The following is a 26,754-nucleotide window of genomic DNA, read 5'->3' on the forward strand; positions in this document are numbered from 1 at the left end:
ACCGGCCGCCGTCGCGGGAGACGTTGTGAATTCTTGTGAGGAAGGGCCGCCCGTGGCCGGCGAAGGGCTGGGGAAGAGGCCGGTCGAACCGGCGGCCCCGCTAAGTCGCGGCTGTGGGCAGCCGGAATAGGAAGCGCGCGCCGCCATCGGGCAAGTTGCTGGCCATCAACTGACCGCCATGACGCTCCACGATGGAGCGACAGACGGACAGGCCGATCCCCATTCCGTTGCTTTTGGTGGTGCGGAAACTCTCAAACACGTGCTGCAGGTCACCCGGGGGGATGCCGGGGCCATTGTCATCGATCGTCGTGACGACGTTGCCGCCGTCGGGCCGGAGGGTGATGGTGATGCGGCGGTCGGCACCGTTGTGGGTCTCCAACGCCTGGTGGGCGTTCAAGATGATGTTGAACACCAGTTGCTGGAGTTGCACCCTGTCCCCTTCCACGGCGTGCACCTCCTGCCCGGCGTTGATGCGGATCGCCACCCGGGCGTTTTCCAACTCGTGTGACAGGAAGGCGACGGTATCGCGCACCAGCTTCGCCAAATCGACCCGTTCGGTATGGAACGGGGCCCTGATCGCCATGGCCCGGATGCGGCTGACGATTTCTGTCGCTCGGTCGACGCTGTCCAGGATCTTGCCTACCAGGGTCCGGACGGTGGGCACATCCACGGTATCGCGGGAAAGCCAGCGCTTCACCGCTTCGCTACGCGAGGCGATGGCGCTCAGCGGCTGGGCCACTTCATGCGCCAGCGACGCCGTCAACTCGCCCAATATCGCGACGCGGGCGGCATGGGCCAGTTCGACTTGCATGGCCTGGACCGCGGCCCGGGCGGCTTCCTGCTCGGAGATGTCGATCAGGCCGACGAAGGCGGTGTTCTGGCCGCGCAGTTCCGGCGGCGCGACGGTGAACCACAGGCACGGCACCAGCGTGCCGTCCAAGCGGCCGATCAGATGTTCGCTCTGATAGGTGGCGTGGTCACGGAAGCTGGCTTTCAATGTTTCCAGCAGACCCCGCTCATGATCCGGGGCGCTGACCCAACGCAGGCTTCCCAGCAATTCGTCCTTGGATGCGGCGCGCAACAGACGTACCGCGCTGGCGTTCGCATCCACGCACAGGATTTGCTCCTTGGCTCGCTCCAGGAAGTCGGGATGCTGCGCGACATGGCTCCCGAGATCCGTCACCCCTTGTTCCCGCAGGGCGGTGAAGGTGGCGTTCATGGCGCTGGTGTCAAAGCGGAAGAACGCCACGCCCGTGGTCTCGAAAAGCGTGCGGTAGCGGTTCTCGCTTCTCGACAATTCGGCCAGCGCTTTTTTCTGGTCATCGATGTCGATGACGCCGACGATCACCCGGCCGGATGGCACGGTCTCCGGCGGGAAGGTCGCGGTGAACAGGCAATCGAATTCCGATCCGTCGATGCGGCGCAGGCGCACTTCCTCGATATAGCTGGCCTCCCGTCGCATGCCTTTGAGCAAGCCGGTGGTGAAGTGGACGCAGCTGGCGTCCGGCCAATACGGCGTGATGTCGGCGAAGATATCGGCGCGTCCGCCACCGAACAGGTCGGCGGTGCGCTGGTTGATGGCGATGACTTTCACCTGCCGCTGCAGCCAGCGGACATAATCGGGATTGGCCGCGAAATAGGCCGGCAGGTCGGTCACCCCCTCCGCCATCTTCTGGCGCAGCGCTTCCGCCGTCGCCTTGAAGTCCATGTCCCAGAATGAGACGGCCATGGCCTCGAAAAGGTTGACGTTGCGCACCTGGGCGAGCCTTAGCGCATCCTCGGTCGCGAGATTGGCGGTGATGTCGCGCGCCGCGTCCATATACAGAGTGCCGTCGCCGTCCAGGCGGCTGACGCGGACCTCCACCACGATGGCGCCACCGTCTGCGTCGCGTCTGGTCAGCTGCCCCTGCCATGTGCCCTTGGCATCCAGGTCGGCCGCCATGGCGCGCTGTGTCGGATCGTCCGGTGGCGGCAGGAGTTTTTGGACCGGCCCACCCACGGCTTCCGAGGCGGTGATCCGGTATAACCGCTCCGCCGACGCATTGAGCGTGACCACGTGGCCAGCGCGGTCAAACAGGACGACCGCATCGTTGAGCCCTTGGAGCATGGTCAGCAAGTGGGGGGGCAATGAAGGCGGATCAGACGGGAGCAATCATTCATCCTTAGCGGCGCGGGATGCCCCCGGAACCGTTAAATCTGGGTGGGCGTCAGCCCATGGGAGGCCCCACCGGGGGAACGTCCCGGATCGCTGCCGCGACCCGCTCGATAAGGTGGCTTGGATTGAATGGCTTCGCCAATAGGCAAATCGCTCCGGCGCGCTGGGCCAGGCTATGCAAATCGTTGCTGCTGAACGCGGAAATGAGGATGACGTGCGGCGTCGCGGCGTCGCGGCGCGCCAAGCGGCAGGGGGCCAGCCGAGATTATCGCAGGTATGCCCTGACGGTGATTTTTCCGAGAAGACGATTTTTATGTTTAATTCCAAATAATTAATAGACTAATCGATGATCGGGCGGGCTGCGTATAGGCCATCTATCGCGACGGAAGCGGCCAGGATCACGGACGGGACGAGGGGAAATCCCGTCGTCGCTCAGGGGCGAGGTTGAGGCTGGTTAGCGGGAGCTTCGAGGGTCGGTGGGCGCCACTGGATTGCCCTTAAGGTAAGCCCGCGCCGATCCCGCATCCGTGGTTGGCCTCAGTGTTTGCCGCCGGCGACCTTGGCGGCGGTCAGCTCGATCTCCACCAGGGCGCCGGGCAGTACCAGGGCGGCGACCTTCACGGTGCTGCGCGCCGGCTTGTTGGGTTGGGCCGCCGTGCCGAAATACTGCGTCCAGGCCGCTTGCAGGCCGGCGAAGTCGATATCCCCGCCCTTGTTCGGGTCGCCGGCCAGGAAGACGTGGGCCTGGACGACGTCGCCCAGGCCATAGCCCAAGCCCTCCAGCGTGGCCTTCAGCTTCGACAGGACGCTCAGCGTCTGCGCTTGCGTGTCGCCATAGGCCTGGACGCTGCCCTTGGGCGCGTTGGGGTCGATCACGGCGGGAAGGGCGCCGCTGAGATAGACCGTCTCCGCCCCGGCGGGCACGGTGACGGCGGCGGCGATGGGGCTGTCGGCGTTGGACCCCTGGGTGCGGACGATGCCGGTTTCGGCCCGGGCGTCAGCGACGGCGGCGGGAACGGCGGCCAGCAGGGCCAGGGCGGACAGCAGGACGGACGGGCGCATCTTGTTCGATCTCCTCATGAGGTGTCAGCCGTGCTGGGCGGCCTTGGGGGCCCGGCCGGCCAGGGCGTCGGCGGCGACCCGGCGGGCCAGTTCCACCACCGTGCGCTGGGCCGCCAGGACACCACCCTCCTGCCAGCTGGGCAACTGGCTGAGATGGGCGCCGCTGAAATAGACACGGCCGGCGGGCTGGTTCAACAGGGTGTAGGCGGCGGGATCGTTGCCGTCCTGGTCCCAATGCAGCCAAGGTCCCAGGTTGAACGGCACCTTGCTCCAGTTCACCACCAGCGGCTGGGCCAGGTCGGCGCCATGGCCCGGATGCAGCCGATCGACCGAGGCGCGGGCGAGGGCGACCTGCTCCGCCAGCGGCCGCTTCTGGAAGGCGGCGGCCGTCGCCCCGGCGTTGTAGGTGGCCACCAGCAGGCCGCGATCCTGGTGGTACCCGCCGCTGGGATACCACACCAGGGAGGTTTCCCCGCCGGTGTAGGAGATGCCGCCGTAAATCTGCTCCCGCTCCCAAAAGCGCGGCGCCTCGAACGCCACCTTGTTGGCGGCGTCATAGACGGCGCCGCGGATCGCCGCCGTCACCGGGGCGGGAAAGTCACTGTCGATGCCGGCCAGGACGGGCAGGGGGATGGTGACCACGGCATAATCGGCCGCCAGCTCATGCTGCTCCCCCGTTCGCCCATCGCGGTAACGGATGGTGACGCCGTCGGGGCCGGAGCGGACGCGGTCCACCACAGCGTTCAGCCGGGGCGGGGCCTTCAGCGCCTTCGCCAGGGCCACCGGGATGCGGTCCATGCCGCCCACCGGCTGGAACATGGTCGCCTGCATCAGGACGTTTTCCTCGAACAGGATGGCGGGGGCGACCGTATCCTCCCCCAGCAGGTCGCGCAGGGGCAGGGGGGCCCGCCGCTGGCCCACCTGGTCCGCCGCCCCTGGCGGCTGGACATACCCTGAGCGGTCGGACCCGTCGTAGCGCCCCTCCGGTGACAGGTCGCCGTAGGATTTCAGGAAGGCCAGCAGGCGCTCCTTATCCTCGGCCGTCAGGTCCTGGTCCAGGGCGCCCCGCCGGGTGGCCTTGGCCAGCAGCTCCGACAACCCGCCGCGCACATCGTTCACCGCCTGGCGCTGTTGGATGGGTTTTCCCCCGTTGGCGGTCGTGGTCTGGATCAGGGCGCTGCGGCTGCTGTTGACCTCCACCTCCAGCGGCACCTTGAGGGCGCGGGCATAGCCCAGCAGGCCCTGGTGATGGCTGGGAATACGGGCAGGGCCGGCATTGAAGTAGAGCCCCGGTGACAGCCGCGCGGTCTGGTCGGCCTCCCCCGCCAGGGTGATGCGGTCACCGTCGCGGATGGACCAGGTCCGGCCCCCGACGCGATTACGGGCCTCCAGCACCACGACCGCGAAGCCGGCCCGTTCCAGCTCATAAGCCGCCACCAGCCCGGCGATGCCAGCGCCCAGCACCACGACGCGGCGTCCCGTCCCTGTGGTGGCGGGCAGGGCCGGCGGCCCGGCGTAGGCCGCGGGCACCGGGGTCAGCCCCAAGGCCGTCATGGTGCCATAGGCGGCGGCATAGCCGCCCCACTGCGCCGCGCGCGCCAGCAGCCGCCGACGGGTTATGGCCATCTGTCAGTCCTCCACGCATCCTTTTGCTGGCGGTGACAGTGCCGATGGCGGGACGGGGGCGATATTGAGTTAAAATCAATAAGCTCATCAGTTTATTCGATACTTCAATATTTTAAAAATACCACCGCCATTTCCCATGTCTGCGCCCCGGTAAGGGGAGTTCAAATGCAGATGGTCTGCGCATATCGGCATCGTCGCTCATAATTTGACGGGCGCTTAACGAACACATTGAGCGATGCAATTTGTGCGGTGGGCGCGGGCGCGGCAACCCTGGGTTATGGTTGCCGCGACGCGTCATGGCAGCGGCCGGCCATTCCAAAATCCAATCAAGAAAATCCGAAGGGGCCACCTCATGCCGTCATCCATTTTGCGTCCATTACGTCCTCTGGTCCGTCTTCCGGCCCGCCTCCTGACGGGCGCCGGCCTTGTCGCCCTGGCGGCCGCGTTCCCCGCCACCGGCTGGTCCGCCGCTGGCGACGCCACTCCGGCGCCGGCCGCCGCTGAAGACCTCAGCGAGATCATCGTCACCGGCACCCGCGAGGCCGGCAAGAGGGTGCAGGACAGCTTGACCTCCATCGAGGTGCTGGGCGGCGAGACGCTGCAGGCCACCGGCCAGACCAACCTGCTGGATGCCCTGCGCGGCACCCTGCCGTCCTTCACCGCCGACCAGTTCGGCGGCGACGTCGGCAACCTGGTGCGCTCCGCGCGCTTGCGCGGCTTGAGCCCGGGGCAGACCCTGGTGCTGGTGAACGGCAAGCGGCGGCACAACTCCGCCAACATCTACGCTGATGGCGGGCCCAACGGCGGTTCCAACCCCGCCGACCTGGATTTCATTCCGCTGGATTCCATCGACCATATCGAGGTGTTGCGCGATGGCGCCGCCGCGCAATACGGGTCCGACGCCATCGCCGGCGTCATCAACATCATCCTGAAGAAGGCGGACAGCGGCACGCACGTCTCCACCCTGGGCGGCATCACCGGCCGGGGTGACGGCGCCACGGCCCAGGGCTCCGTCTTCCATGGCTTCGACCTGGGCGACGGCGGCTTTCTGAACGTCACGGCCGACTATCGCCATCACGACTTCACCAACCGCACCGGGGACGATCCCCGTGCGCCCACGGGCACCGTGGTCAAGGGGCGCATCTATGGCGACCCGCTCAGCGACACGGTCAACGTGGGTTACAACGCCGAGGCGCCGCTGACCCCCAGCGTCACCTTCTACAGCTTCGGCACGGCCAGCCACCGGTCGGCCGAATCTTATGAGAACTGGCGTCCCGGCTCCCGCATTCCCGCCCTCTGGCCCAACGGCTTCTTCCCGGAGGAGACGGCCGACGAATACGACGTCGGCTTCACCCTGGGCGCCCGGGGCGACAACTTGGTCGGTTGGCACTGGGACCTCAGCAGCACCTATGGTCACGACTGGCTGGCCATTGGTGTCATCAATTCCGGCAACCCCAACCTGGCCAATGCCGGCAGCGGGTTCTACAACGCCGCCTATGCCAAGCAGACCAGCTTCAACGCCGGCAAGCTGGTGTCCACCCAGCAGACCACCAACCTGGACCTGGTGCGGGAGTTCGATGTCGGCCTGTTCGCCAAGCCGGTGAACGTCGCCTGGGGCCTGGAGCACCGGCATGAGGTGTATGAGGTCGACGCCGGCGAATACGCCTCCTACGCCGCCGGTGGCTCCGCCTCCTATGCCGGCTTCACGCCCACGGACGCCCACACGGCGGATCGCAACAGCGCGGCCGGCTACATCGACCTGTCGACGCAACTGCTGCGCGACTGGCAATTCGAGTTGGCGGGCCGTGTCGAGCACTACGACGACTTCGGCGACAGCGAAAGCGGCCGGGTGATCAGCCGGTACGACATCACGCCCTGGCTGGCGGTGCGTGGTGCTGTGGGCAACGGCTTCCGGGCGCCCACCCTGGCGCAGCAATACTTCTCCGCCCTGAACGTCAGCCCCACCTCGGCGTCGCTGCAGCTGCCGGTGAATTCCCCGGGCGCCAAGCTGCTGGGGGTGCAGGCGCTGAAGCCCGAAACCTCCACCGAATACAGCGCCGGGCTGGTGCTGGAGCCGGTGCCGGGCCTGCACGCCACCCTGGATTTCTATCAGATCGAGATCCAGAACCGCATCATCAACTCCGGGGCCCTGTCGGGCTCCCTGGCCCAGGCGGCCATCCTGGCCAACGGGGCCAGCCTGCCGGCGGGCATATCGGCGGGCAACACCTCCGTCACCTTCTATCTCAACGGCGTCGACACCCGCACCCAGGGGGCCGACCTCAACCTGGATTACACCACCGATTTGGCCAGCCTGGGCGCCATCAAATGGACGCTGGCCGGCAACTACAACGTCACCAGCATCCTGAAGCAGCAGCCGGCGCCCAAGGCCCTGGCCGGCGTGACCATCCTGGACGCCACCGCCATCACGTCGCTGACGTCCTACGATCCGCGCAGCAAGATTTCGCTGGCCGCCAACTGGACCCTGGGGCCGTGGGACGTCACCCTGCGGGAGACGCGCTGGGGCCACAGCTATTACGTGGCGCATGATTACAGCAGCGTGGGCGACTATGTGGCCCGCGCCGTCAGCCCGGCTTTCCTCACCGACCTCAACATCGGGTATCGCGTCACACAGGGTTTCCGCGTCGACCTGGGGGCGCAGAACCTGTTCGACCGCTATCCGGCCAAGACCAATCCGGCCACGCGCTGGTTCGGCATCAACGTCGACACCTATGCGCAGAACACGCCCTATGGCTTCAACGGCGGCTATTACTACGTGAAGCTGTCGGCGGACTTCTGATCGCAGGTTCGGCTGGCCCGCCTGTCGTATCGGCGGGCCATCCTCCCGCCCGGTTCATCCCGGGTTCCTCGGGCGGCGGTTCCATCGGGGCCGCCGCCCATTTTTCACTCCGTCACGATATGCGACGGTGTCAGCGCGATCGCGCGCGGGCGAACAGCTCGCCCATGCGCCAATGCAGATTGGGGGACTGGCCGGCCCATTCGTGCCACCCGGAATCGCGGCGGAATTGCCCCAGCAGGCCGCTGGCGGCGATGGTGTCGGCATCGACGGTCACCGGCACGTCGCAATTGGGCGCGACATACAGGGCGTCGGCCTCGCAATACAGTTCGCACAGGAAGCAGGTCTGGCAATCCTCCTGCCGGGCGATGACGGGTGTGCCGCCGTTCCCCGCTTCCAACACATTGGTGGGGCAGATCCGGACGCAGGTGTTACAGCCGGTACAGCGGTCGGTGAAGACCAGTTCGATCATGACAGCCTCATCCGATCAGGCGACTTGAGTGGAAACCGCGACGCTCTCCGGCGCCACCCAGACGCTGTCCAGGCCGCCGCTCAACAGCCGGTGCGCCTGGGCGGGATCCAATGCCGTCGCGTCCTCCCGCCGGTGCAGGCCACGGCTTTCGCTGCGGGCCAGGGCGCCGGCGGTGGCCCAGCGGGCGCAAGCCACCAAGGCCGCCGCCTCCCGCGCCCGCACGCGGGCCGTGGCATACGCCCCAGGGGCCAACTGGTCGCGCGCCACGCGCCACAAGTCGTCCAGGGTCTCCAGCGAGCTCGTCAGCACGGGCGCGCGGCGGAACAGGATCTTGTCATAGGGCAGCATTTCCGCCCGGACGCGGTCATACAGCTGCCGCGTCAGGTCGCTCGCATCGGGTTTGGCGGTGCCGGGGCCTTGGGTGGGGCGCAGGCCCGCGCCTCCGGCGGCATCCACCGCTTCCCCTATCCGGCGTCCCCGGCCATGCGCCAGCCGGGCGGCCGCCTGGCCGGCCCAGGTGCCGGAGGAAACGGCCCAGGCGGAGTTCTGGGCGCCGCCCCCGGAAATGGCGCCGGCGATCAGTTCCCGCGTGGCCACGTCCCCGGCGGCGTAAAGACCCGGGACGTCCGTCTGGCAGTCCTCATCCGCCAGCCGCAGGCCGCCGGTGCCGCGCACCGTGCCCTCGCCATGCAGGGTGATGGGGAAACGCTGGGTGAAGGGGTCGATGCCCTGGCGATGGAAGGGCAGCAGGATGGCGGGCTGGATCTGGGGCAGGATGGCCTGCAGGTCCGCCGGCATGCGGGCCAGCGTGGCGTAGACCGGCCCGGCCAGCAGGGCGCGCGCCAGCGGCACGGTCACGTCCGGATCGCCGCCGGTGTCGATCTCCCGCCCATCCGCGTCGAAATAATCGGCGAAGGCGTAGGAGGCGGACCGGGTTTGGGTGGAATGCCGCTCCGCCACCGTGTGGTAGGTCGAGAACTCCATGCCCGACAGCCGCGCGCCGGCCTCCGCGGCCATCAGATGGCCGTCGCCGGTGTTGTTGCGGCTGCCCAGCAGCTTGGACAGGAAGGCGCAGCCGCCGGTGGCCACCACCACCCCGGCCGCGCGCACGGTCCAGTCCCGGCCTGCCGGCGGGCCTTCTTGCCGTTGAAGGCCCCGCGCGCCGGCGACCGCGCCGTCAGCGTGCAGCAGCAGTTCCAGGGCGGGGCTGTGGTCCAGGATGCGCACGCCCCGCGCTTCGGCATAGCGGCGCAGGGCGCGCAGATATTCCGGCCCGCGCAGTGATTGGTAATGGGGTACCCCGCCGGCCGTGAGGGAATGGTCGTAGTAATCGGCCAGGGTGGGCAGGGTGCGCCAGGTGGTGTCGATGATGCGCGCCATCCAGCGCGGGTCGGCCAGGCCCAGGGCGCGGGCGTTGCGCTCCCGCACCGCCTGCGCCCGCCGTTCCGGATCGGGCGGGACCCACCAATGGTTGGGGCCGGCGGTGGCGGTGACGCCGCTGGTGCCGCAATAGCCCTTGTCGGCCAGGACGACCTCCGCCCCCGCCTCGGCCGCCGCGATGGCGGCCCAGCACCCGGCCAGGCCGCCGCCGATGATCAGCACGTCGGTTTCCAGCGTCAGGGACATCGCGGCGCCGCTCATCGCAGGGGAAACCCCAGGTCGACCAGGATCTGGCGCAGGCGGTGGCGGCCCGACAGGGCGGCGGGGCCGCGCACCCGCGCCGACACGGTTTGGCTCCAGGCCGGGGCGTCGATGCCCTGCCGGGTGTAGAAATCTCGGATCTGGGCGTCATAGGCCGGGACGGCGGCCTCCGCCCTGGTCGCGTCATAGCGTTCATGATGCAGCACCACGCTTTGCGGCAGCCGTGGCTTCACCGCCGCCGGGCGGGCCGGATCGGCATAGCCGACGCATAGCCCGAACAGCGGCAGCACCTTGGGCGGCAGATCCAGCTCCGCCGCCACCGCCTCCGTCTCGTTGCGGATGGCGCCGATGTAGACGGTGCCCAGGCCCAGCGATTCCGCCGCGACCACGGCGTTTTGCGCCGCCATCGTCGCATCGGTGATGGCGACGATCAGGGTTTCCAGATAGTCCAGCCCGGCGGCGTCGCCCACGGTGGCCTTGGCTAGGCCGTCCAGGCGCGACAGGTCGGCCAGCCAAACCAGAAACAGCGGGGCCTGCGCGATATGGGCCTGGTTCTGCGCCCAGGCGGCGAGGCGCGCCTTGCGGGCGGGATCGGTGACGGCCACCACGCTCCAGGCTTGCAGATTGGAGGAGGTGGCCGCCGACTGCGCCGCCGCCACCAGCGTTTCCAGCGTGCCCTCCGGCAGGGGCGCGTCGCGGTAGGCCCGCACCGACCTGTGCGACAGCAGCCCGGTCAGCACCTCGTTCCACTGGTCGGGGCCCAGCGCCTCGGCATCCAGCGGGGTGTCGGCGCCATAGCGGCGGGCCAGCAGGTCGGCGGCGGGATGGGGGCGCTGGGGCGCGCCGCAGGCGAAGGCCGGGGCGATGGCGGCAAGCGTCATGGGCTGGTCTCCTGGGATAGGGAAAGGGATCAGGGTTGCAGCACGAAGCTGCGGTCGTAGGTCGGGGCCACGTCCACGCGCGTGGGGATGACGCCGGCCTCGAAATAAAGGTCCGCCACGGCCTGGTGCACGGCGATGGCCTCGTCCGTCACAGCCGGCAGCACCGTCACCTGCTGGCGGGAGAAGGTCAGGACGGCCACGTCCAGGGGCGTGCCGGTGTCCCTGGCATAGGCTTCCGCCTGTTCCTGGCGGTGGGCCCGCACCCATTGATAGGCGCGGCGGACGCGGGCGATGAAGTCGATTAGCTGGGCGCGTTTGGCGGCGATGGCGCCGTCGCTGGCCACACCGCACTCCACCTCGCGCACGGTCCCCTGGCTGCCCACCAGGATGCGCATGTGGTCCTGCAGTTGGGCGGCGGCGACGTAGGGGTCCCAGATGGCCCAGGCGTCGATGGACCCGCCGCCCAAGGCCGCCTTGGCGTCGGCCGCCGACAGGTAGACCAGGGTGACGTCGGCCAGCGGCACGCCCGCTTGCTTCAAGGCGGCGACCACCAGCAGGTGGCCGGGGGAGCCGCGCACCAGCCCCACCCGGCGGCCGCGCAGATCGGCGACGGTGTGAATGGGCGCCTTGTCCGGTACGACGATGGCCGCACCCCCCTGGCCGAAGTCCCAGACGTTGATGGTCTTCAGGCGCGCGCCGGCGGCCAGGGCGAAGGTGGTGGTGGCATCACCGACATAGCCGAAGTCGATGGCGTCGGCGTTCAGCGCCTCCACCAGCGGCGCGCCCACCGGGAACAGGGCCCAGTCGATGCGATAGGGGACATGCTCCAACTCCCCCGCCGCTTTCAGCAGGACCTGGACGGCCCCGCGCTGGTCGCCCACGCGCAGGGGGGCCAGTTCGGCGGCCCCGCCATGCCCAGCCAGGACCGTCAGCACCAGGGCGAGCGCGACCGCCTTAAAGCGCCGCATAATCGGCCTGGTCGGCGATCAGCACCCGCTCGACCACCCGGGGGAAATCGCCATAGTTGCGCACGGCATAGTGCACCGCGGCACGATTGTCCCAGAAGGCGAGGGAATGGGGCCGCCAGGAGAAGCGCACCTGATATTCCGGGCGCTTGTACTGGTTCAGGATCAGGGCCAGCAGCTCCCGGCTCTCCGACAGTTCCAGCCCCAGGATCTGCGGCTTCTGGGAGAAATTGACCCACAGGATGGTGGCGCCGGTCTCGGGATGGCGGCGGGCCACGGGGTGGGCGACGATGGGATAGTCCTTGCCCACCCGGTTCAGCGCCTCGCGGAAATCGTGGGTGACGTGCAGGCCTTCCAGGCGGCGCTTCACGTCCTCATGCAGGCCGTTGTAGGCGGCCTCCGCATCGACCCAGATGGTGTCGCCGCCCACCTCGGGGATGGTGACGCCGCGCAGCACGGCCCCCCAGGCCGGGACCAGGCGCCAGCTGGTGTCGGTATGGTATTTGTCCTCATGCGCGATGTCCGGCTTGCCGGCCTGGGCCGCCGTCTCTTTCCGCGCCTGTTCGTATTTGGCGAAATCCGCAGCCGTGATCCCATGGATCTGCGGGTGATTGTCCACGCCAACCGTCGTGGGGTGGGTGTAAATCGGCCCGAACTGCCGGGCGAAGGCCACATGCTGGTCGCGGGTGATGTCCTGGTCGCGGAAGAACACCACCTTGTGGCGCAGCACGGCGGCCTTGATGGCGTCCCGTGTCGCCTCATCCAAGGGCTGGCGCAAATCCACGCCACTGATCTCCGCCCCGATCGTCGGCTGCAGCCGCCGGATGCCCAGGGGGGCGGCGTCACTGTGGCCCGCTTGTCTTAACGAAACCGCGCTCATGGCATGCCTCCGGCTTGCGGTGGCGAAGCACCCGCCACCGGTGTGACCCATATTGAAAATCACGCTTCTGAAATGGAGTGTACGGCCCAGGGACAGGGAAGAAATTTTAGAAATGGTGGAGGCAGACTTTTATTTTCGAAATACTAATATTTCGGCGCCAACACCCAAAGTGTGAGCCGGCAGCGGATTGAAGACGCAATCCGAACTCCTCTTGCTCTGGGCCCCTCTTCGGGTCATGTCCCGCCGATTGGTGAAGGAGCGCGTCCGCCGGGTCGGTCCTGGATGACGGCATAGCCAGCCGGAAGGGCTGACCCGGCGGGCGGTCATCGTGGGCCTTCGGTAAGGTCTGGTCACCACAACACAAGCCCAACCGAGAGTGACCACGATGACCGACGCCCGGCCTCCAGGAACCCCGGCGTATGGCGGAAAAGGCGCTGACCGCCGTCGTCCCAGGAAGCCTACATCCAGGACATCCCCACCCGGTCGGTGGACGACCTTGTCAGGCCATGGGGGTGTCCAAGAGCCAGGTCAGCCGGCTGTGCGCCGCATCGACGACCGGACGAAGGCCTTCCTCGACCGGCAGACCGAGGGGCGACTGGCCCTATCTCTGGATTGACGCCACCTACCTGAAGGTCGGCCAGGACAAGCGCACCGTCTCGGTCGCCGTCACCATCGCCATGGCCGTCAACAGCGACGGCCGGCGCGAGGTGCTGGGCATGGGCATGGGCATTGGCCCCTCGGAAGCGGAAGCCTTCTGGACCGATTTCCTGCGCAAGCTCACGCGCCGCGGGCTGAAAGGCGACACGCTAAATCACCTGGGGGATCAATTCCGCTTCAGTGAAAGTGGCGCCGTGGATCGTCGGGGGATCAGCGTTGGTGCGGAAACCCTGATCCTGTCGTTCACCTCGGTCGGCTCTTGCGTAAGCAATTCAAGCGCGACCGATGCGATCTGGTCGAAAGGCACCCGCAACGTGGTCAACGGCGTGGGCAGGTGTCCAACGATGGGAATGTCGTTGTAGCCCACGAGGGAGACATCGCCCGGAACCGTGTACCCCAGCCTGGTGAGCGCCGACAGGGCGCCAATGGCGGTGTTGTCGTTGACCGCGAAAACGGCGGTGGGCTTGGGGTCCAAGCGCATCAAGGCCATGGCCGCTTCCGCGCCGGATTCAATGCCGAACGTTGACTCGACGATATAGGCGGGATCCTGCGCCACGCCCGCCTCCTCAAGCGCCTGCCTATATCCCTGGACGCGGCCACGTGCGCTTGACGCGTAGGAGGGGCCGGCAATCAGGCCGATGTGGCGATGCCCTAGATCCAGTAGATGCCGGGTCGCGAGGTAGCCACCCAGCATGTCATCGCCAACCGAGGACAGGCTGAGGCCGTCCGTGCGCAAAGCCAGGACATGAGGCACGCCGCGTCGTGTCAGATCGCTGGGAAAGTCGTCATCCTGACGGGCTGTGGACAAGACCAGGCCGTCAACCCCCCGGCGCAGCAAGGTCTCCGCCGCCATCCTGTCGGCCTTGGGCCTGTCGTCCGTCGTGGCGACGATGGCGAACCGCCCGGAACGGACGCACGCCTTGGTCAGCGCTTCATAAAGCATCGCCATGGCCGTGTCCGTCAGGCGCGGCACGATCACACCGATGGTCATCGTATTTCCGCGCCGCAGGCTGGCGGCTGAGACATCGCGGATATAGCCGAGCCCGGCCGCCACTTGCCGGACCCGCCTGGCTGTTTCGCTGTCCGACTGGGGCAACCGTTCATCCAGAATACGCGACACCGTGGACTTGGACACGCCCGCCGCCGCCGCCACGTCGTGCAACGTCACCCGCCCTGGGCGACCAGCCATATCTTCCTTTTCCGCCAACGCAATCTCCCCGCCATCCACGCCACGGACGCCGCGCGTGCCCACCTCCCTTTTGTATGCCTCAACATCGGGCTTGACTCCAGTGTGCTTTGGATCGATCGTGGGAACGTTCCCGCGAACGATCCCTCATTAGATGACGGAACGTCGCCTGAAACCGATAACTGTGAGGAAACCCATGAACGCGCCCATCTCCCGGCAGGAGAAGTCTGCCTTTCGCACCCCCGTCATGGATTTGCGCGGCCTGAGTCCCGCCCCGGTGACGGCCTTCACCAAGGACGGCAAGGTGGACTACGAAGCCAACGCCGCGCTGGCAAAATGGCTGGTCTCGATCAAGGGGGTGAAAAGCCTGGTTTGCCTGGGGCATGCCGGCGAAGGCACCTTCCTGACCCAGGATGAACAGGTGAAACTCATTGAAACGCTGGTGGAGGCGGTGGGCGGCCAGGTTCCCATCATCGCCGGCATCACCGGCGAGGGCACGGAAGTGGCCGCCAAGGAAGCGCGCCGCGCCGCCGATGCGGGTGCCATCGGCGCCCTGGTCTACCCGTCGCATGGCTGGCTGCGTTTCGGCTTCCAGGACGGGGCGCCGCAGGACCGTTACAAGGCCATTCATGAAGAGTCGGGCCTGCAGTGCATCCTGTTCCAGTACCCCGATGTCACCAAGGCCAGCTACAATCTGAAAACCCAGTTGGAGATCGCGGCCCAGCCCGGCGTGGTGGCCACCAAGAACGGCGTGCGCAACATGCGCCGCTGGGACACGGAAATCCCCGTGCTGCGCAACGAGTTCCCGGACCTGCAGATCCTGACCTGCCACGACGAATATCTGCTGCACACCATGTTCGACGTGGACGGGGCGCTGGTCGGATACGGTAACGTGGCGCCCGAGCTGCTGGTGGACTTCATCGCCGCCGGCAAGGCCAAGGATTACCCGAAGGCCCGGAAGATCCATGACCAGCTGCTGCCGGTCACCAAGGCCATCTACCATCGCGGATCGCATATGGAGGGCACGGTGGCTCTGAAGATCGCGCTGGTCGCCCGCGGCATCCTTGAAAACGCGACCATCCGTTCCCCTCTACGGGATCTGTCCCCGGAGGCGGAGGCTGAGATCAAGGCGGCGCTGAAGGCCGCCTCCATCATCTAGTCCCCGTCGCAAGGCGCCCCGGGGTTCCTGGGGTGCCTTGACCACCCGTATAAAGACAATAAGACATGCCGCGCACCGGTGCGCCGGGGCGGGAAGGCGTGCGTCCACTGGGAGGGTCGAATGAATATGATTTCGCGGGACGGCGCGGAGCGACCGAGCACCACGTCCACGACCGGAGGTGCCGCCCTCATCGCCAGGCTGGAGCGCTTGCCGGTAACCAAGCCGGTCATGTGGGCGCGCGGGTGCGTCGGCATGGCGACCTTCTTCGACGGCTACACGACCATCGCCATCGCCTATGCCATGCCCATCCTGTCCAAGGAATGGGCGCTGACGCCGGCGACCACCGCCGCCATCATCTCATCCGGATATTTCGGCCAGTTGATCGGTGCGGTCATCTTCGGCTGGCTGGCGGAGCGCCTGGGCCGGTTGCCCGTCCTGGCCATGGCCATCGCCATCTTCGCCGCCATGAGCTGCGCCTGCGTCTTCGCCTGGGACGCGCATTCCCTCATGCTGTTCCGCTTCCTGCAAGGCATCGGGACTGGTGGCGAAGTTCCGGTGGCCAGCGCCTATGTCAACGAGTTGTCGGGCGCCAAGAAGCGGGGACGTTTCTTCCTGCTGTACGAACTGCTGTTCCTGGTGGGCCTCACGTCCGCCGGCGCGATCGGCCTGGTGCTGGTTCCCGAGGCTGGCTGGAAGGCCATGTTCATCGTGGGGATGGTGCCGGTCGCCCTGGTCATCCCGCTGCGCTTCTTCCTGTCGGAAAGTCCGCGCTGGCTGATCAGCAAGGGGCGGATGGCGCGGGCGGAGGCCATCGTGGCCCGCCTTGAGGCCAGCGCCATCCGCGATGGCAAGGTTCTGCCGGAACCTGTCATTTCCGCGACGGTGGCCGCTCCAAAAGCCCAGGGCTCGGTGAAGGAGCTGTTCGGCCCGCTTTATGGCCCGCGCACCCTGCTGCTGTGGGTCATGTGGTTTGGCGCCTACATGATCAACAACGGTTTGGTCACGTGGTTGCCGACCCTATACAAGACGGTCTTCAATATGCCGGTCGGGCAGGCCATCGGTTATGGCTTCATCACCACCGGCGCCGCCTTGGTGGCCTCTTTCATCTGCGCCCTGGTCATCGACCGGGTGGGCCGCCGCCGCTGGTACATCGGCGCCTTGGCCTTCGCCGTTTTCCCGCTGGCGGCCCTCTACCTGGAAGGTGCAAGCAGCGCGCTCGCCGTGGTGTTGCTCGCCACGCCCGCCTTTGCAGCCATCCAGACCGTCACCTATTCCCTCTACCTCTATTCCGGTGAGCTCTATCCGACGCGGCTGCGCTCCTTGGGGGCTGGCCTGGGCAGCGCCTGGCTGCGCGCCGGGTCCATGGCGGGGCCTTGGGTGATCGGCATGATCGTCGCGCAAGGCTCGGTGGCGCCCGTCTTTCTGGTCTTCGCCGCCATGTCAGCCATCACCGGCCTGGTCGTCTGGCTGCGTGCGCCGGAAACAACCGGCAAGTCCCTGGAAACCCTGTCGCCCTGAACCTCCGGCGACGGCATCCGACGCGTTCCAACAATTTCAACGGAACTTCGCGCGAGACGAAGTCCGAACGGGGAGGCTTTATCCATGAAAATGCTGGCGGCGCTGGCAGGGTGCATCGTCTTGGGCACGACCTCCAGTCTAGCTGAAACCATACAAGAGAAGCCGGCGGCCACCGCTGAAGAACAAACGGCCCCGACCGCGCAAACCGACCGCGCCCGGGTCATTCCGCAACTTCATATCCTTCCGCCTCCGGGAAGCGGGTTCACGCCCCCGCCGCCGGACGGCCCCTTCAGGGACGTGGGCCAAGCGCTGGCCGACCGTGGCATCTATCTGCGCGCTTTGCTCGTGGACGAGTTCGCGGCCAACACCACCGGTGGCCAGGGACGGGGTAGCGCCAATTCCCTGGCCACCCCCTTCGGTACAGACCTCGATCTTGATAAAATGGTTGGTTGGACGGGGGCGACATTCCATATGTCGGTCAATGAATCGATCGGCACATCCCTGGCCGCCGAGCACACTCTGAATGCCGTCAGTTTTCAGACGCGCTTCAAGACTTACCACAACATGCGCCTATCCGCCCTGTCCCTGGATCAGGACTTGTTTGACGGCAAGATCAACGTCACCGGCGGGCGCGTCTCGGCGCTGACCTTCTTTAACGCCTCTACCATTTACTGCAATTTCCAGAATAATTCCGTCTGCTTCAACCCCGCCGTCCTGCCGATTCAAAACAAGACCCTGTCGTTCTTCCCCTACGGCACCTGGGGTGGGCGGGTGAAGGCCAATCTATCCAAGACCTTCTATGTCCAGGCGGGCGCGTTCGAGGCCAACACCTCCCTCATCCCCACCAATGGGTTCGACTGGTCGACCAAGGGGGCGACAGGGGTGCAAACGGCGGGTGAGATGGGCTTCCAGTCCGCCTCACCCCTGGAGGACTATGCCTATCACCTGCGGTTGGGCGGCTTCCGCAACACCTCCCCCGTTTCGGACCCCTTCCTTAACAGCCGCGGCGTGTCGCGCATCGCCTACAAAGGGGCGGCGCTGATCCATGATGAGGGCCAAACCGGATGGTACGCCATGGGGGACATGGTCGTGGCCCGCTTCAGCGGGGATAGGCAGCGCAACTTGACGCTGTTCGGTGGCATGATTGGATCGACCGCGGACTTCACTCAGTTCAAGAAGCAGACCCTACTGGGTTTCGTGTTGACGGGGCCGTTCGAGAGCCGGCCGGACGATACCTTCGGCGTCGTCGGCAGCTATATTCAGTTGGGCCCGCGAGAGGTTGATTTCCTGCGGGCCTCGCGTGCCGCCGCCGGGGGCACCGATCCCGTGCACAATGCCGAAAGCATCTTCGAAATCAACTACGGCTACAAGGTCGCGCGCGGCATCAAAGTCAGCCCCAACATCCAATATGTCGTGAACCCCGATAACATCCTAAAGCCCGGCGCGGCCCATCAGTCCGACGACATCCTGGCATTTGGCGTGCGGTTATCGATCGAATTGGGCGCCGTGTTGGGCTTCCCCGTGTGGCGGTAAGGCTTCAGAACCTTACTCGCCTTTGCCCAGGGGCTCATTTCGGCGCCCTTTCACAGTCCCCTGAGGGAATGTCGGGCGTTACCCATTTCGCCCGCATCCATGACGCACGGCTGTATCGGGGCGCTAGCGTCCCCGCAGGAGTGCGGCGAGGTCCAGGTCGAACCGCAAGCCGATGACGAAAGCGTCCGGGGCGTCATGCAGGCGCGCGGGGTCGCCGAACTGGTCCGGATGGATGACATATTGCAGGTTGGGCTGGATGCGAACGGCGCGGTCCAGTTGCACGCCGTAGCTCAACTCCATCATGATCTGGTCGTCCGCCGGCGTGCCGTGGCCGCCTGCCGCCGCGCGGGCCAGGCTCAAAGCCTCCAGGGCGTCGTGGCTGTACTTCTGCTGGTTCACGACGAAGCCGATGGTATCGTCGTCGCGTCCCGCGAAGGTGCCGCGCTGGACCAAGCCCAATTCCAGGAAATGGTCTTCGATCAGCCGGCCACTCACGCCCGTCATCGCCACGCCGAACAGGGTCAAGCCCCGCTGCGACGTGTCGTCGGGGCGCAGCACCATTTGTTCGAAACGGAAGAACACGCCCGACCGGCCGTTCAGGGTGGCGTTGGGCTGGCCGCTGACCACGGCGGCGCGCCCGCTCGCGTCGCGGAGCGGGTCGGTATAATCGGCGCCATCGTACCAGCCGCCGACTTCGTATTTGCGGGGCAGGCGGTCGTTGTCAAACGTCGTCTGATACCCCAGCGCCATCGGCGCGATGGCGCCCGTGGCGGTGGACGTGCCCCAATCGAAGCCATGCTCGGTGCTGGACTGGTGGCTGGGGTTCACTTCGTAGGCACCGACATGCAGATAGACCGTCGGTGTCAGCCAGGCGGTGGCGTGGGCGCCCCAGCTGGATACCGGCCACCAGGTGAAGCTGCTGGTTTTGAAGACGAAGGTGGGATTGCCGCAGGCGGAGTTGATCTGGAAATTGGCGCAGAGCGATGACCCGAGGAAGCTGATGTTGGCCACCGTGCGCCCACCTTCCACCACCAGGCGGCCGTCCAGCAGGGACTGTTCCACCGTGAAGCGGGCCAGGCGCGTGTTCTGCGCGCCATAAATCTCCTGCAGCGAGGTGGTGCTGCCCAGATACTGGGCCGCCAGGTTGCTGCCGTGGCGGTTCACCGCGGCGGCATGCAGGGTGGCCCCGCTCCAGTCCATGGCGTTGTTCAGGTTCACATCCGCGCCCAGCAGAATTTGGCCGGCATAGTCCGCCCCCTGCCGCATGCCGCCGCTGGGATTGGCTGCCGCCTCGCCTGTGTAGCTGGCCAGCCAATCGATGGTCTCGCCCCTGCCTGGTTCGGCGGCCAGGGCGGCCCCGGACAGCATTATAACCATAGCGGCTACTGGAAACGTTTCCACAACGGGGCGCAACACTGGGTTTGGCACCGAACGTGCGATTTCACGCATGAATCATCCCTCCCTGGGAACTTCGGGTTACGGCCTTGAGGCGGCCCTGTTGGTTGGGCGGCTTCGGCTTTCAGACCGGGCGCTTCAGGATGCGCAGGGCGACGGCCGTCACCCCGGCCCCGATGGCCAGCGCCGCGATATAGCCGCCGACATGACTGACGGCGTTGGGGATGGGCAGCACGAACACGCCACCGTGGGGCACCCGCAGTTCCGCGCCGATGGCCATGGAAACGGCGCCGGCCACGGCGGACCCCGCCACCAGGGCCGGGATGACCCGCAGCGGATCGCGGGCGGCGAAGGGGATGGCCCCCTCGGTCACGAAGGCCAGGCCCAACACCGCCGCGGCGCCGCGCGTCTCCCGCTCCTCCGCCGTGAAGCGGTTGGCGAACACTTGGGCGGCCAAGGCGAGACCCAAGGGCGGGGTCATGCCGGCGACCATCGCCGCCGCCATCGGGGTGTAGACTTGGCTGGCGATCAGGCCCGTGGAAAAGGCGTAGGCAGCCTTGTTGATGGGGCCGCCCATGTCGAAGGCCATCATGCCGCCGATCAGGACGCCCAGCAGGATGGCGCTGCTGCCCTGCATGCCCTTCAGCCAGGTGGTCATGGCGGCCAGCGCGCTGGCCGCCGGCCCGCCCACGACGTAGATCATCAGCAGGCCCGTCAGCAAGGTGCCCAGCAAGGGCAGGATCAGTACCGGCTTCAGGCCTTCCAGCGTCCGGGGCAGGCGGATATGGCGGTTCAGGAAGGCGGTGCCGTAGCCGGCGATGAACCCAGCCAGGAGGCCTCCCAGAAAGCCCGCCTGAAGGTTGGCCGCCACCATGCCGCCGATCATGCCGGGCGCGATGCCCGGCCGGTCGGCGATGGAATGGGCGATGTAGCCCGCCAGCACGGGCACGATCAGCACGAACGCCCCCTTGGCCCCAACCTGGAACAGGGCGTAGGCCAGCGTGCCCTTGTGGGCGTCGTCATAGGCGTAGATGCCGCCCAGCGCGAAGGCCAGCGCGATCAACAGCCCCCCGGCCACGACGAAGGGCAGCATGAAGGAAACACCGGTCATGAGATGCTTATACGGGCCTGTGCGCCCGCCGCGCCCGGCCTTCGCCCCGGCGACGGCTTGCGGCGAACCGCCGGTGGCTTGTCCCTCGTCCAGCGCGCCGCCTTGCGGCCCGGCCAGGGGGATCGCTTCCGCCAGGGCCCGCTGGATAAGGCCGGCGCCATCGGTGATCGCGGGTTTTGTCGCCGACTGGAACACGCGCTTGCCGGCGAAGCGGCCCAGGTCCACTTGGCGGTCCGCGGCGATGATGACGATATCGGCGGCGGCGATCTCGCCGTCCGTCAGGCCGTCCCGGGCCCCGACCGATCCTTGTGTCTCGACGCGGATGACATGCCCCAGCGTCTTGGCACCCTGCTGCAGGCCCTCCGCCGCCATGAAGGTGTGGGCGATGCCCGTCGGGCAGGAGGTGATGGCCACAATGTGTCGTGGACCCTCGGCTTTTTCCGGTTCAGCCAGGACCAGCGGGGCCAAGGCCGCGGCGGGATCGGCCAGGACGGCCTCGATGCTGGTGCCGTGGTGGGGCAGCGCCCCGAAGCGGTCAGCGTCCAGGATGCCCGTTCCCACCAGGAGAACGGCGTGCGCCTCCCGGATCCGCGCCGGTTCCAACGCGCCCAGGACGCCCTGCCCGGTTTGCACCTCCACGGCGATGGTGTGGCCCCCGCTGGTGGCGGCCTTGCGCAGGGCCTCCGCCGCCAGCAGGGCGTGGATGGTCATTTCGCCGGCGTCGATCACAGCCAACAATGCGGACATGGTTCCTCCCGGGGGCGGGTGTTCGCCCGCCCGCCTTTCATTCTTCAATGCGGCGCATGCGCCGCGGTGGTTGAGGCCCAATCATCAGCGGGCGTCAGCGTGACCTGGCCGGCCAGGGCCCGGACGATCTCCGCCCCCGGAAGGTGGGGGCCGGGGCGTCCCAACTTGGCCACGGCGAACCCGGTCGCCAGGCGGGCAAGGCCCTCCAGCCCCAGGCCGGCATGCAGGCCGGCCGCCAGCCCGGCCACCATGGCGTCACCGGCGCCCACGGTGCTGCTGCCCCGCACCTCGGGGGCCTGGGCGTGCAGGGCGGTGCCGGCATCCACGAACAGGGCGCCGCCGGCGCCCAACGACACCACCACCAGGGGGATGCCATGCTCTCGCAGGTGCCGCGCCGCCGCCAGCACGTCGGGGGGCGCCAACGGCCGGCCGGCCCAGCCCTCCAGCTCATGTCGGTTGGGCTTAACGCAGTGGGGCAGGACGTCGGCGGCCAGGGCCCGTGCCAACGGCTCCCCGCTGCTGTCCAGCACCACGCGGGCGCCGGTACGGGCCAGGCCGGCCACCATGTGGGCATAGGTGTCGGGGGGCAATCCATCGGGCAGGCTGCCGGCCAGCACCACCAGGGTGCCGGGGCCGACGGATTCCTCCAGATAGGTTTGGATCCGCCCCACCGTTTCCGGGACCGCCACCAGGCCCGGCAGGTTGATGTCCGTGGTGCCGCCGTCGTGGCGATCCAGCAGCTTGATGTTGGTGCGGGTTTCGCCGGGCACGCGCAAGAAGCGGTCAAGGATGCCCTTGGCGGCGAACAGCGCCTCGAACGGGGCGGTGTTGTCGATGCCCAGCACGCCGGTGGCGGCGACATGCAGGCCCCAGTCGGCCAGGCAGGAGGCCACGTTCACGCCCTTGCCGCCGGCATTGTGGCGCACGGCGACGGCCCGGTGCACATGGCCTGGCCGCAAGCCGTCCAGGGTGACGGTCTCGTCGATGGCCGGGTTCAGGGTGACGGTATGAAGATCAATGCTCATGCCATGCCTCCTTCCAGCGCCCGCACGTCCTCAGCGGCCTCGCAAGCCAAGGCCCGGGCCGCCAGCGCGCGTAGCGCCGTCAACTCGCTGTCGCGCAGGCGCGCTTTCACCGCCGACACCTCACGCGGGGTCATCGACAGTTCCTGCACGCCCAGGCCGGTCAGCAAGGCGGCGCCGAAGGGGTCGCCGGCGATGCCGCCGCAGACGCCAACCCAGCGATCCTGCTTGGCCGCCCCCGCCACGGTGGCTTGAATCAGACGCAGCACGGCGGGGTGCAGGCTGTCCGCCTCGGCGGCCAACCGCGGGTTCTGGCGATCGATGGCCAGGGTGTACTGGGTCAGATCGTTGGTGCCGACGGAAAAGAAGTCGGCATGGCGGGCCAGGCTCTCGGCCTGAAGGGCCGCGGCGGGCACCTCGATCATGATGCCCAGCGGCACCGCCGGCGCCTCGACCTCGGCCTGGATGCGCTCGCTGACCGCGCGCAGCGCGATGATCTCGGCCGCCGTGGTGATCATGGGGAACATGATGGACAGGCTGGCGCCCGCGCGCGCCGCGCGGTACAGGGCGCGCAACTGCGGCTCCAGCAGGTCGGGCCGGCGCAGCAGCAGCCGGGCCCCGCGCACGCCCAGAAAGGGGTTTTCCTCATGCGGCAGGTTCAGATGGGCCACCTGCTTGTCGCCGCCGATATCCAGGGCGCGGACGATCAGCGGCCGGTTGCCCAGGGCCTCGGCCATGGCGCGGTAAATCTCGAACTGTTCGTCCTCGCTGGGGGTTTCCCCCCTTTCCAGGAACAGGAACTCGGTACGCATCAGGCCGACACCCTCCGCCCCCTGCGACAGGGCGAAGGCCGCCTGGTCGGGCAGGTTGATGTTCGCCCCGATGGACACGGTGTGGCCGTCGCGGGTGCGCGCGGACAGGGCGCGGGCCTCCGCTTCACGGGCGCGGGCCTCCGCCTTGACCGCCAGCCATTGCCGGGCGGATTCCAGGTCGGCGTCGCTCGGTTCCAAGTACAATTGTCCCGACTGGCCATCCAGGATGGCGCTGGTGCCGTCCGCCAGTTCCAGCAGGGCGCCGCCGCCCCCCACCACGGCCGGCAGACCCAGCGTGCGGGCCAGGATGGCGGTGTGTGAGGTGGGGCCGCCCGAGGCCGTGGCCAGGCCCACCACGCGGGCCGGGTCCAGGCCGGCCGTGTCCGACGGGGACAGGTCCGGCGCCACCAGAACGCAGGGTGTGTCGGGCAGATCGAGCAGCGAGTTGGCGCGCAAGGAAGGGTCTATATGCCCCAGGACCCGGCGACCCACGTCGCGCAGATCGGCGGCACGGGCGGCCAGGACGGGATTGCCCAGCGCGGCCAACCGGCCGGCCATGCGATCCACCGTCTGGTTCCAGGCCCAGGCCACGCCATGACCGTCCACCATCAACTGGCAGGCCAGGGTGATCAGGTCGGTATCGTTCAACAACTCCGCCTGGGCCTTGAAGATGCCGGCATCGGCCGCGCCCAGCCGGCGGGCGGTGTCGTCGGCCAGCGCCTTGAGTTGTTGACGCGTGCGGCTCAACGCCTCCTGCAGCAGGCTGCCCCCCTCCGCCAGGGCGACGGGATTGTCCGGCACCATCGGGTCCGCCGCCTTCAGCACATGCAGGGGGCCGATGGCCAATCCTGGCGCCGCCGGCACGCCGCCGATGGCGGTCAGCGGCGCCGGGGGCGTCCAGCCGGTGCGGGGCGTCTGGCGGGCGCGGCTGGCCGCCAGGGCCGCGTCCATCTTTTCCTGGGCGCTCAGGCCGGACATGGCCTGGCGCATGGCCCCCAGCGCCCCTGCGGCATCAGTGCCGGCGGCGGACACCACCACCGTGTCACCGGCACGCAGGCCCAGTTGCAGCAGGGCGATCAGGTTCTTGGCGTCCGCCGGCTGGTCGCCGTGGCGGACACGGACCTGGGCGGCGAAGCGGCGGGCGGTGTCCACCCAGTGGGCGGCCGGCCGGGCGTGCTGGCCGCTGGGATAATCCACCGTCCAGTCGAAACCGGGCCCCAGGTCGCCCACCGGCGCGCCGGCCCCGCCTTCGTCCGCGCGCCCGGCCGGGGGCGTTTCGTGGCCCAGGGCGGCCGCGATCTCGCCAGCGTCGGTGGTCACCAACAGACGGTCCAACCGGTCGCCGTCCTGGATCAAGCGGGTCAGGCGGCGCAGGATGGTGATGTGCGCGTCGGACTGGGCGGCAATGGCGACCACGAGGCGCGCGCGCTGGCCGGCATTCCACTCCACGCCGTCAGGGACCTGCAGGATGGCCAGGCCGTTGCGGCGGACCAGGTGGCGATCCTCCCCCAGGCCGTGGGGAATGGCGACGCCCTGGCCCAGGAAGGTGTTGGCCACCTCTTCCCGGCGGACCATGCTTTGCTCGTAGGCGGGATCGACGCAACCCGCGGCGACCAGCATCTGTGCCGCCTCGCCAATGGCGTCACGCTTTCCAGCCGGACGCGCGCCGAGGCGGATCAACTCGCGGGGCAGCAGGTCGCTCTCAACGGCGAAGGGCATTCTCGGAACCTCCCGATTTCATTCTTGTGCTTAGTGGTAACGTTTCCACAAAAATTGTCAAAGGGAATCCCCAGGGCGTCTGTAAGCCTATGCGCCATATTCCCTTTGAACGCGCGTTGGAAGGCTTTAGACTGGGGCAAAATAACTGGAAACGATTGCGAACATGACGGTCAACATCAAGGACGTCGCCCGGGTTGCCGGTGTCTCGGTTTCCACCGTGTCCCGTGCCTTGGGGGAGGGGCCGGTCAGCGCCGAGGTGCGGGAACAGGTGCAGGCGGCGGTGCGCGCCACCGGTTACAAACCCAACCTGTCGGCGCGGCGGCTGCGCTCGCAACGCACCCAGACCATCGGCTTGATCGTCGCCGACATCCGCAACCCCTTCTTCACCGCCGTCGGCCGGGCGGTGGAGGACGCGGCCTACCGCGCCGGCATGCGGGTCATCCTGTGCAACACCGATGAGGACCCGGCGCGCGAGGCGCTCTACCTGACCCTGATGCAGGAAGAACGGGTGACGGGGCTGATTTTCGCCCCGACCCGCGCCACCGTCGATCGGTTGCAGGCCGATGCCCTGGATTTCCCCATAGTGCTGATCGACCGCGCGGGGCCAGGTGGGCAGTTTGACACCGTGTTGTTGGACAATCGCGAGGCCAGCGCCACCCTGGTCGATCATCTGGTGTCACGGGGATACAACCGCATCGGCGGCCTGTTCGGCGCCACCAGCACCACCGGCGTCGAACGGCGGGACGGTTACCTGGCGGCCATGACCGTCCGGGGCTTGACGGGGGAGGCGCGCTTCGCGCCGCCGTCGGTGGAGGCTGCCGAAAACGCCGCCGCCGCCTGGCTGCGCCAACCCGACCGGCCCCAGGCCCTGCTGGTCAGCAATGGGCTGTTCCTCACCGGCGTGGTGAAGGCGGCCCGCACCCTGGGGCTGCGCATCCCCCAGGACATCGCTGTGGCGGGTTTCGACAACGAACCCTGGACGGAACTGGTTGAACCGGGCCTGACGGTCATCGAGCAGCCGGTCGAAACCATAGGCCGTGAGGCCATGGCCCTGTTGTTCCAGCGCCTGAAGACGCCGGATGCCCCAACGCGCAAAGTGGTGCTGTCCGGCCGTTGCGTCGCCCGGGGCTCGACGGCTGCCCTGCCGCGCGCGTGATGAAGGGCGCCGGCCTCATAATCGCCAACGCGTCCGCCCCACCCTCGGATACATCACCCCGGATCAGGCCGAGAAAAAGGCCGCATAACCCGGTGTCCATTTATTTGGGGGAAGCTCACCGGGGCAATGCCGGGCCGGCATCGATAGATGACAAGAGGCGCCCCTGCGGGTCAGTAAGAACCGCCCGGGGATCTGGGCGGCAAATGAAGCGTTAACGCCCTCGCCATATGGTCGTTGTTATGCAAGTCTCGGCACGGGTGACC

General features: G+C 67.7%; 18 protein-coding genes and 1 pseudogene. 6 read left to right on the top strand and 13 right to left on the bottom strand.

The window, feature by feature from the left end; genetic code table 11:
• Positions 1-100 precede the first annotated feature (100 nt).
• From UAJ10_RS03240 to UAJ10_RS03250, 3 genes are all read right to left on the bottom strand, one after another.
• Positions 101-2,107: a PAS domain-containing sensor histidine kinase gene (locus UAJ10_RS03240; protein ID WP_322914493.1), complete on the bottom strand. Its 2,007-nt coding sequence runs from the start codon at positions 2,105-2,107 to the stop codon at positions 101-103.
• Between the two features lie 585 nt (positions 2,108-2,692).
• Entirely contained in the window at positions 2,693-3,217 is a 525-nt protein-coding gene (locus UAJ10_RS03245) for a RidA family protein (protein ID WP_322913933.1), read from the bottom strand.
• 24 nt (positions 3,218-3,241) lie between these two features.
• Positions 3,242-4,843, bottom strand: coding sequence for a flavin monoamine oxidase family protein (locus tag UAJ10_RS03250; RefSeq protein WP_322913934.1), 1,602 nt, complete (start codon positions 4,841-4,843; stop codon positions 3,242-3,244).
• A 352-nt stretch (positions 4,844-5,195) separates the two neighbouring features.
• On the opposite strand from UAJ10_RS03250, the gene UAJ10_RS03255 reads away from it, so the two are divergent.
• On the top strand, positions 5,196-7,640 hold the full coding sequence (locus UAJ10_RS03255; protein WP_322913935.1) for a TonB-dependent receptor plug domain-containing protein: 2,445 nt from the start codon (positions 5,196-5,198) through the stop codon (positions 7,638-7,640).
• 130 nt (positions 7,641-7,770) lie between these two features.
• Here the strand turns inward: UAJ10_RS03255 and UAJ10_RS03260 are convergent, their stop codons facing one another.
• From UAJ10_RS03260 to UAJ10_RS03280, 5 genes are read right to left on the bottom strand one after another with little or no spacing between them, the layout of a single operon-like run.
• Complete coding sequence (locus tag UAJ10_RS03260) at positions 7,771-8,109, bottom strand: ferredoxin family protein (protein WP_322913936.1); 339 nt, start codon at positions 8,107-8,109, stop codon at positions 7,771-7,773.
• 15 nt (positions 8,110-8,124) lie between these two features.
• Positions 8,125-9,750, bottom strand: a complete 1,626-nt coding sequence (locus UAJ10_RS03265; protein ID WP_322913937.1) for an FAD-binding protein — start codon at positions 9,748-9,750, stop codon at positions 8,125-8,127.
• Positions 9,747-10,631 carry an NADPH-dependent oxidoreductase gene (locus UAJ10_RS03270; RefSeq protein WP_322913938.1) on the bottom strand — a complete coding sequence of 295 codons (885 nt, stop codon included), beginning with the start codon at positions 10,629-10,631 and terminating at the stop codon, positions 9,747-9,749. Before UAJ10_RS03270 ends, UAJ10_RS03265 begins: the two co-directional genes overlap by 4 nt.
• Before the next feature lie 29 nt (positions 10,632-10,660).
• Positions 10,661-11,599, bottom strand: coding sequence for an ABC transporter substrate-binding protein (locus UAJ10_RS03275; RefSeq protein WP_322913939.1), 939 nt, complete (start codon positions 11,597-11,599; stop codon positions 10,661-10,663).
• The gene (locus UAJ10_RS03280) at positions 11,586-12,476 is read right to left on the bottom strand and encodes a TauD/TfdA dioxygenase family protein (RefSeq protein WP_322913940.1); all 891 of its coding nucleotides are present in this window, start codon (positions 12,474-12,476) and stop codon (positions 11,586-11,588) included. The genes UAJ10_RS03275 and UAJ10_RS03280 overlap by 14 nt, the downstream gene beginning before the upstream one ends.
• Positions 12,477-12,982: 506 nt before the next feature.
• On the opposite strand from UAJ10_RS03280, the pseudogene UAJ10_RS29815 reads away from it, so the two are divergent.
• Positions 12,983-13,222 (top strand): annotated as a pseudogene (locus UAJ10_RS29815) (transposase); the annotation flags it as partial.
• A gap of 77 nt (positions 13,223-13,299) precedes the next feature.
• On the opposite strand, the gene UAJ10_RS03290 reads toward UAJ10_RS29815, so the two are convergent.
• Positions 13,300-14,340, bottom strand: coding sequence for a LacI family DNA-binding transcriptional regulator (locus UAJ10_RS03290; RefSeq protein ID WP_322913941.1), 1,041 nt, complete (start codon positions 14,338-14,340; stop codon positions 13,300-13,302).
• Positions 14,341-14,515: 175 nt separating this feature from the next.
• On the opposite strand from UAJ10_RS03290, the gene UAJ10_RS03295 reads away from it, so the two are divergent.
• From UAJ10_RS03295 to UAJ10_RS03305, 3 genes are all read left to right on the top strand, one after another.
• The gene (locus UAJ10_RS03295) at positions 14,516-15,478 is read left to right on the top strand and encodes a dihydrodipicolinate synthase family protein (RefSeq protein WP_322913942.1); all 963 of its coding nucleotides are present in this window, start codon (positions 14,516-14,518) and stop codon (positions 15,476-15,478) included.
• Between the two features lie 120 nt (positions 15,479-15,598).
• Positions 15,599-16,996 carry an MFS transporter gene (locus tag UAJ10_RS03300; RefSeq protein WP_322913943.1) on the top strand — a complete coding sequence of 466 codons (1,398 nt, stop codon included), beginning with the start codon at positions 15,599-15,601 and terminating at the stop codon, positions 16,994-16,996.
• A gap of 84 nt (positions 16,997-17,080) precedes the next feature.
• Entirely contained in the window at positions 17,081-18,529 is a 1,449-nt protein-coding gene (locus UAJ10_RS03305; RefSeq protein WP_322913944.1) for a carbohydrate porin, read from the top strand.
• Positions 18,530-18,652: 123 nt separating this feature from the next.
• On the opposite strand, the gene UAJ10_RS03310 is transcribed toward UAJ10_RS03305, so the two are convergent.
• The 4 genes from UAJ10_RS03310 to ptsP form a co-directional block, all read right to left on the bottom strand.
• Complete coding sequence (locus tag UAJ10_RS03310) at positions 18,653-19,897, bottom strand: carbohydrate porin (protein ID WP_322913945.1); 1,245 nt, start codon at positions 19,895-19,897, stop codon at positions 18,653-18,655.
• A gap of 151 nt (positions 19,898-20,048) precedes the next feature.
• A complete protein-coding gene (locus UAJ10_RS03315) occupies positions 20,049-21,782 on the bottom strand; it encodes a fructose-specific PTS transporter subunit EIIC (RefSeq protein ID WP_322913946.1) in 1,734 nt (577 codons plus the stop codon).
• Between the two features lie 44 nt (positions 21,783-21,826).
• The gene (gene pfkB, locus UAJ10_RS03320; protein WP_322913947.1) at positions 21,827-22,807 is read right to left on the bottom strand and encodes a 1-phosphofructokinase; all 981 of its coding nucleotides are present in this window, start codon (positions 22,805-22,807) and stop codon (positions 21,827-21,829) included.
• Positions 22,804-25,335 (bottom strand): phosphoenolpyruvate--protein phosphotransferase, encoded by a 2,532-nt coding sequence (gene ptsP / locus UAJ10_RS03325; RefSeq protein WP_322913948.1) that lies wholly within the window; start codon positions 25,333-25,335, stop codon positions 22,804-22,806. The genes pfkB and ptsP overlap by 4 nt, the downstream gene beginning before the upstream one ends.
• 163 nt (positions 25,336-25,498) lie before the next feature.
• On the opposite strand from ptsP, the gene UAJ10_RS03330 reads away from it, so the two are divergent.
• On the top strand, positions 25,499-26,491 hold the full coding sequence (locus UAJ10_RS03330; RefSeq protein WP_322913949.1) for a LacI family DNA-binding transcriptional regulator: 993 nt from the start codon (positions 25,499-25,501) through the stop codon (positions 26,489-26,491).
• Positions 26,492-26,754 lie beyond the last annotated feature (263 nt).

Source organism: Nitrospirillum guaranorum (genome assembly GCF_034653275.1).
Lineage (GTDB): Bacteria > Pseudomonadota > Alphaproteobacteria > Azospirillales > Azospirillaceae > Nitrospirillum.

Excerpts from the sequence above, each read along its gene's own strand:
- UAJ10_RS03255 (WP_322913935.1), top strand. The coding sequence starts at position 5,196 with ATGCCGTCATCCATTTTGCGTCCATTACGTCCTCTGGTCCGTCTTCCG.
- UAJ10_RS03245 (WP_322913933.1), bottom strand. The coding sequence starts at position 3,217 with ATGCGCCCGTCCGTCCTGCTGTCCGCCCTGGCCCTGCTGGCCGCCGTT.
- UAJ10_RS03315 (WP_322913946.1), bottom strand. The coding sequence starts at position 21,782 with ATGTCCGCATTGTTGGCTGTGATCGACGCCGGCGAAATGACCATCCAC.
- UAJ10_RS03305 (WP_322913944.1), top strand. The coding sequence starts at position 17,081 with ATGAAAATGCTGGCGGCGCTGGCAGGGTGCATCGTCTTGGGCACGACC.
- UAJ10_RS03275 (WP_322913939.1), bottom strand. The coding sequence starts at position 11,599 with ATGCGGCGCTTTAAGGCGGTCGCGCTCGCCCTGGTGCTGACGGTCCTG.
- pfkB (WP_322913947.1), bottom strand. The coding sequence starts at position 22,807 with ATGAGCATTGATCTTCATACCGTCACCCTGAACCCGGCCATCGACGAG.
- UAJ10_RS03295 (WP_322913942.1), top strand. The coding sequence starts at position 14,516 with ATGAACGCGCCCATCTCCCGGCAGGAGAAGTCTGCCTTTCGCACCCCC.
- UAJ10_RS03270 (WP_322913938.1), bottom strand. The coding sequence starts at position 10,631 with ATGACGCTTGCCGCCATCGCCCCGGCCTTCGCCTGCGGCGCGCCCCAG.
- UAJ10_RS03265 (WP_322913937.1), bottom strand. The coding sequence starts at position 9,750 with ATGAGCGGCGCCGCGATGTCCCTGACGCTGGAAACCGACGTGCTGATC.
- UAJ10_RS03240 (WP_322914493.1), bottom strand. The coding sequence starts at position 2,107 with ATGCTCCAAGGGCTCAACGATGCGGTCGTCCTGTTTGACCGCGCTGGC.
- UAJ10_RS03310 (WP_322913945.1), bottom strand. The coding sequence starts at position 19,897 with ATGCTGTCCGGGGCCGCCCTGGCCGCCGAACCAGGCAGGGGCGAGACC.
- UAJ10_RS03300 (WP_322913943.1), top strand. The coding sequence starts at position 15,599 with ATGAATATGATTTCGCGGGACGGCGCGGAGCGACCGAGCACCACGTCC.
- UAJ10_RS03260 (WP_322913936.1), bottom strand. The coding sequence starts at position 8,109 with ATGATCGAACTGGTCTTCACCGACCGCTGTACCGGCTGTAACACCTGC.
- UAJ10_RS03330 (WP_322913949.1), top strand. The coding sequence starts at position 25,499 with ATGACGGTCAACATCAAGGACGTCGCCCGGGTTGCCGGTGTCTCGGTT.
- UAJ10_RS03280 (WP_322913940.1), bottom strand. The coding sequence starts at position 12,476 with ATGAGCGCGGTTTCGTTAAGACAAGCGGGCCACAGTGACGCCGCCCCC.
- UAJ10_RS03250 (WP_322913934.1), bottom strand. The coding sequence starts at position 4,843 with ATGGCCATAACCCGTCGGCGGCTGCTGGCGCGCGCGGCGCAGTGGGGC.
- ptsP (WP_322913948.1), bottom strand. The coding sequence starts at position 25,335 with ATGCCCTTCGCCGTTGAGAGCGACCTGCTGCCCCGCGAGTTGATCCGC.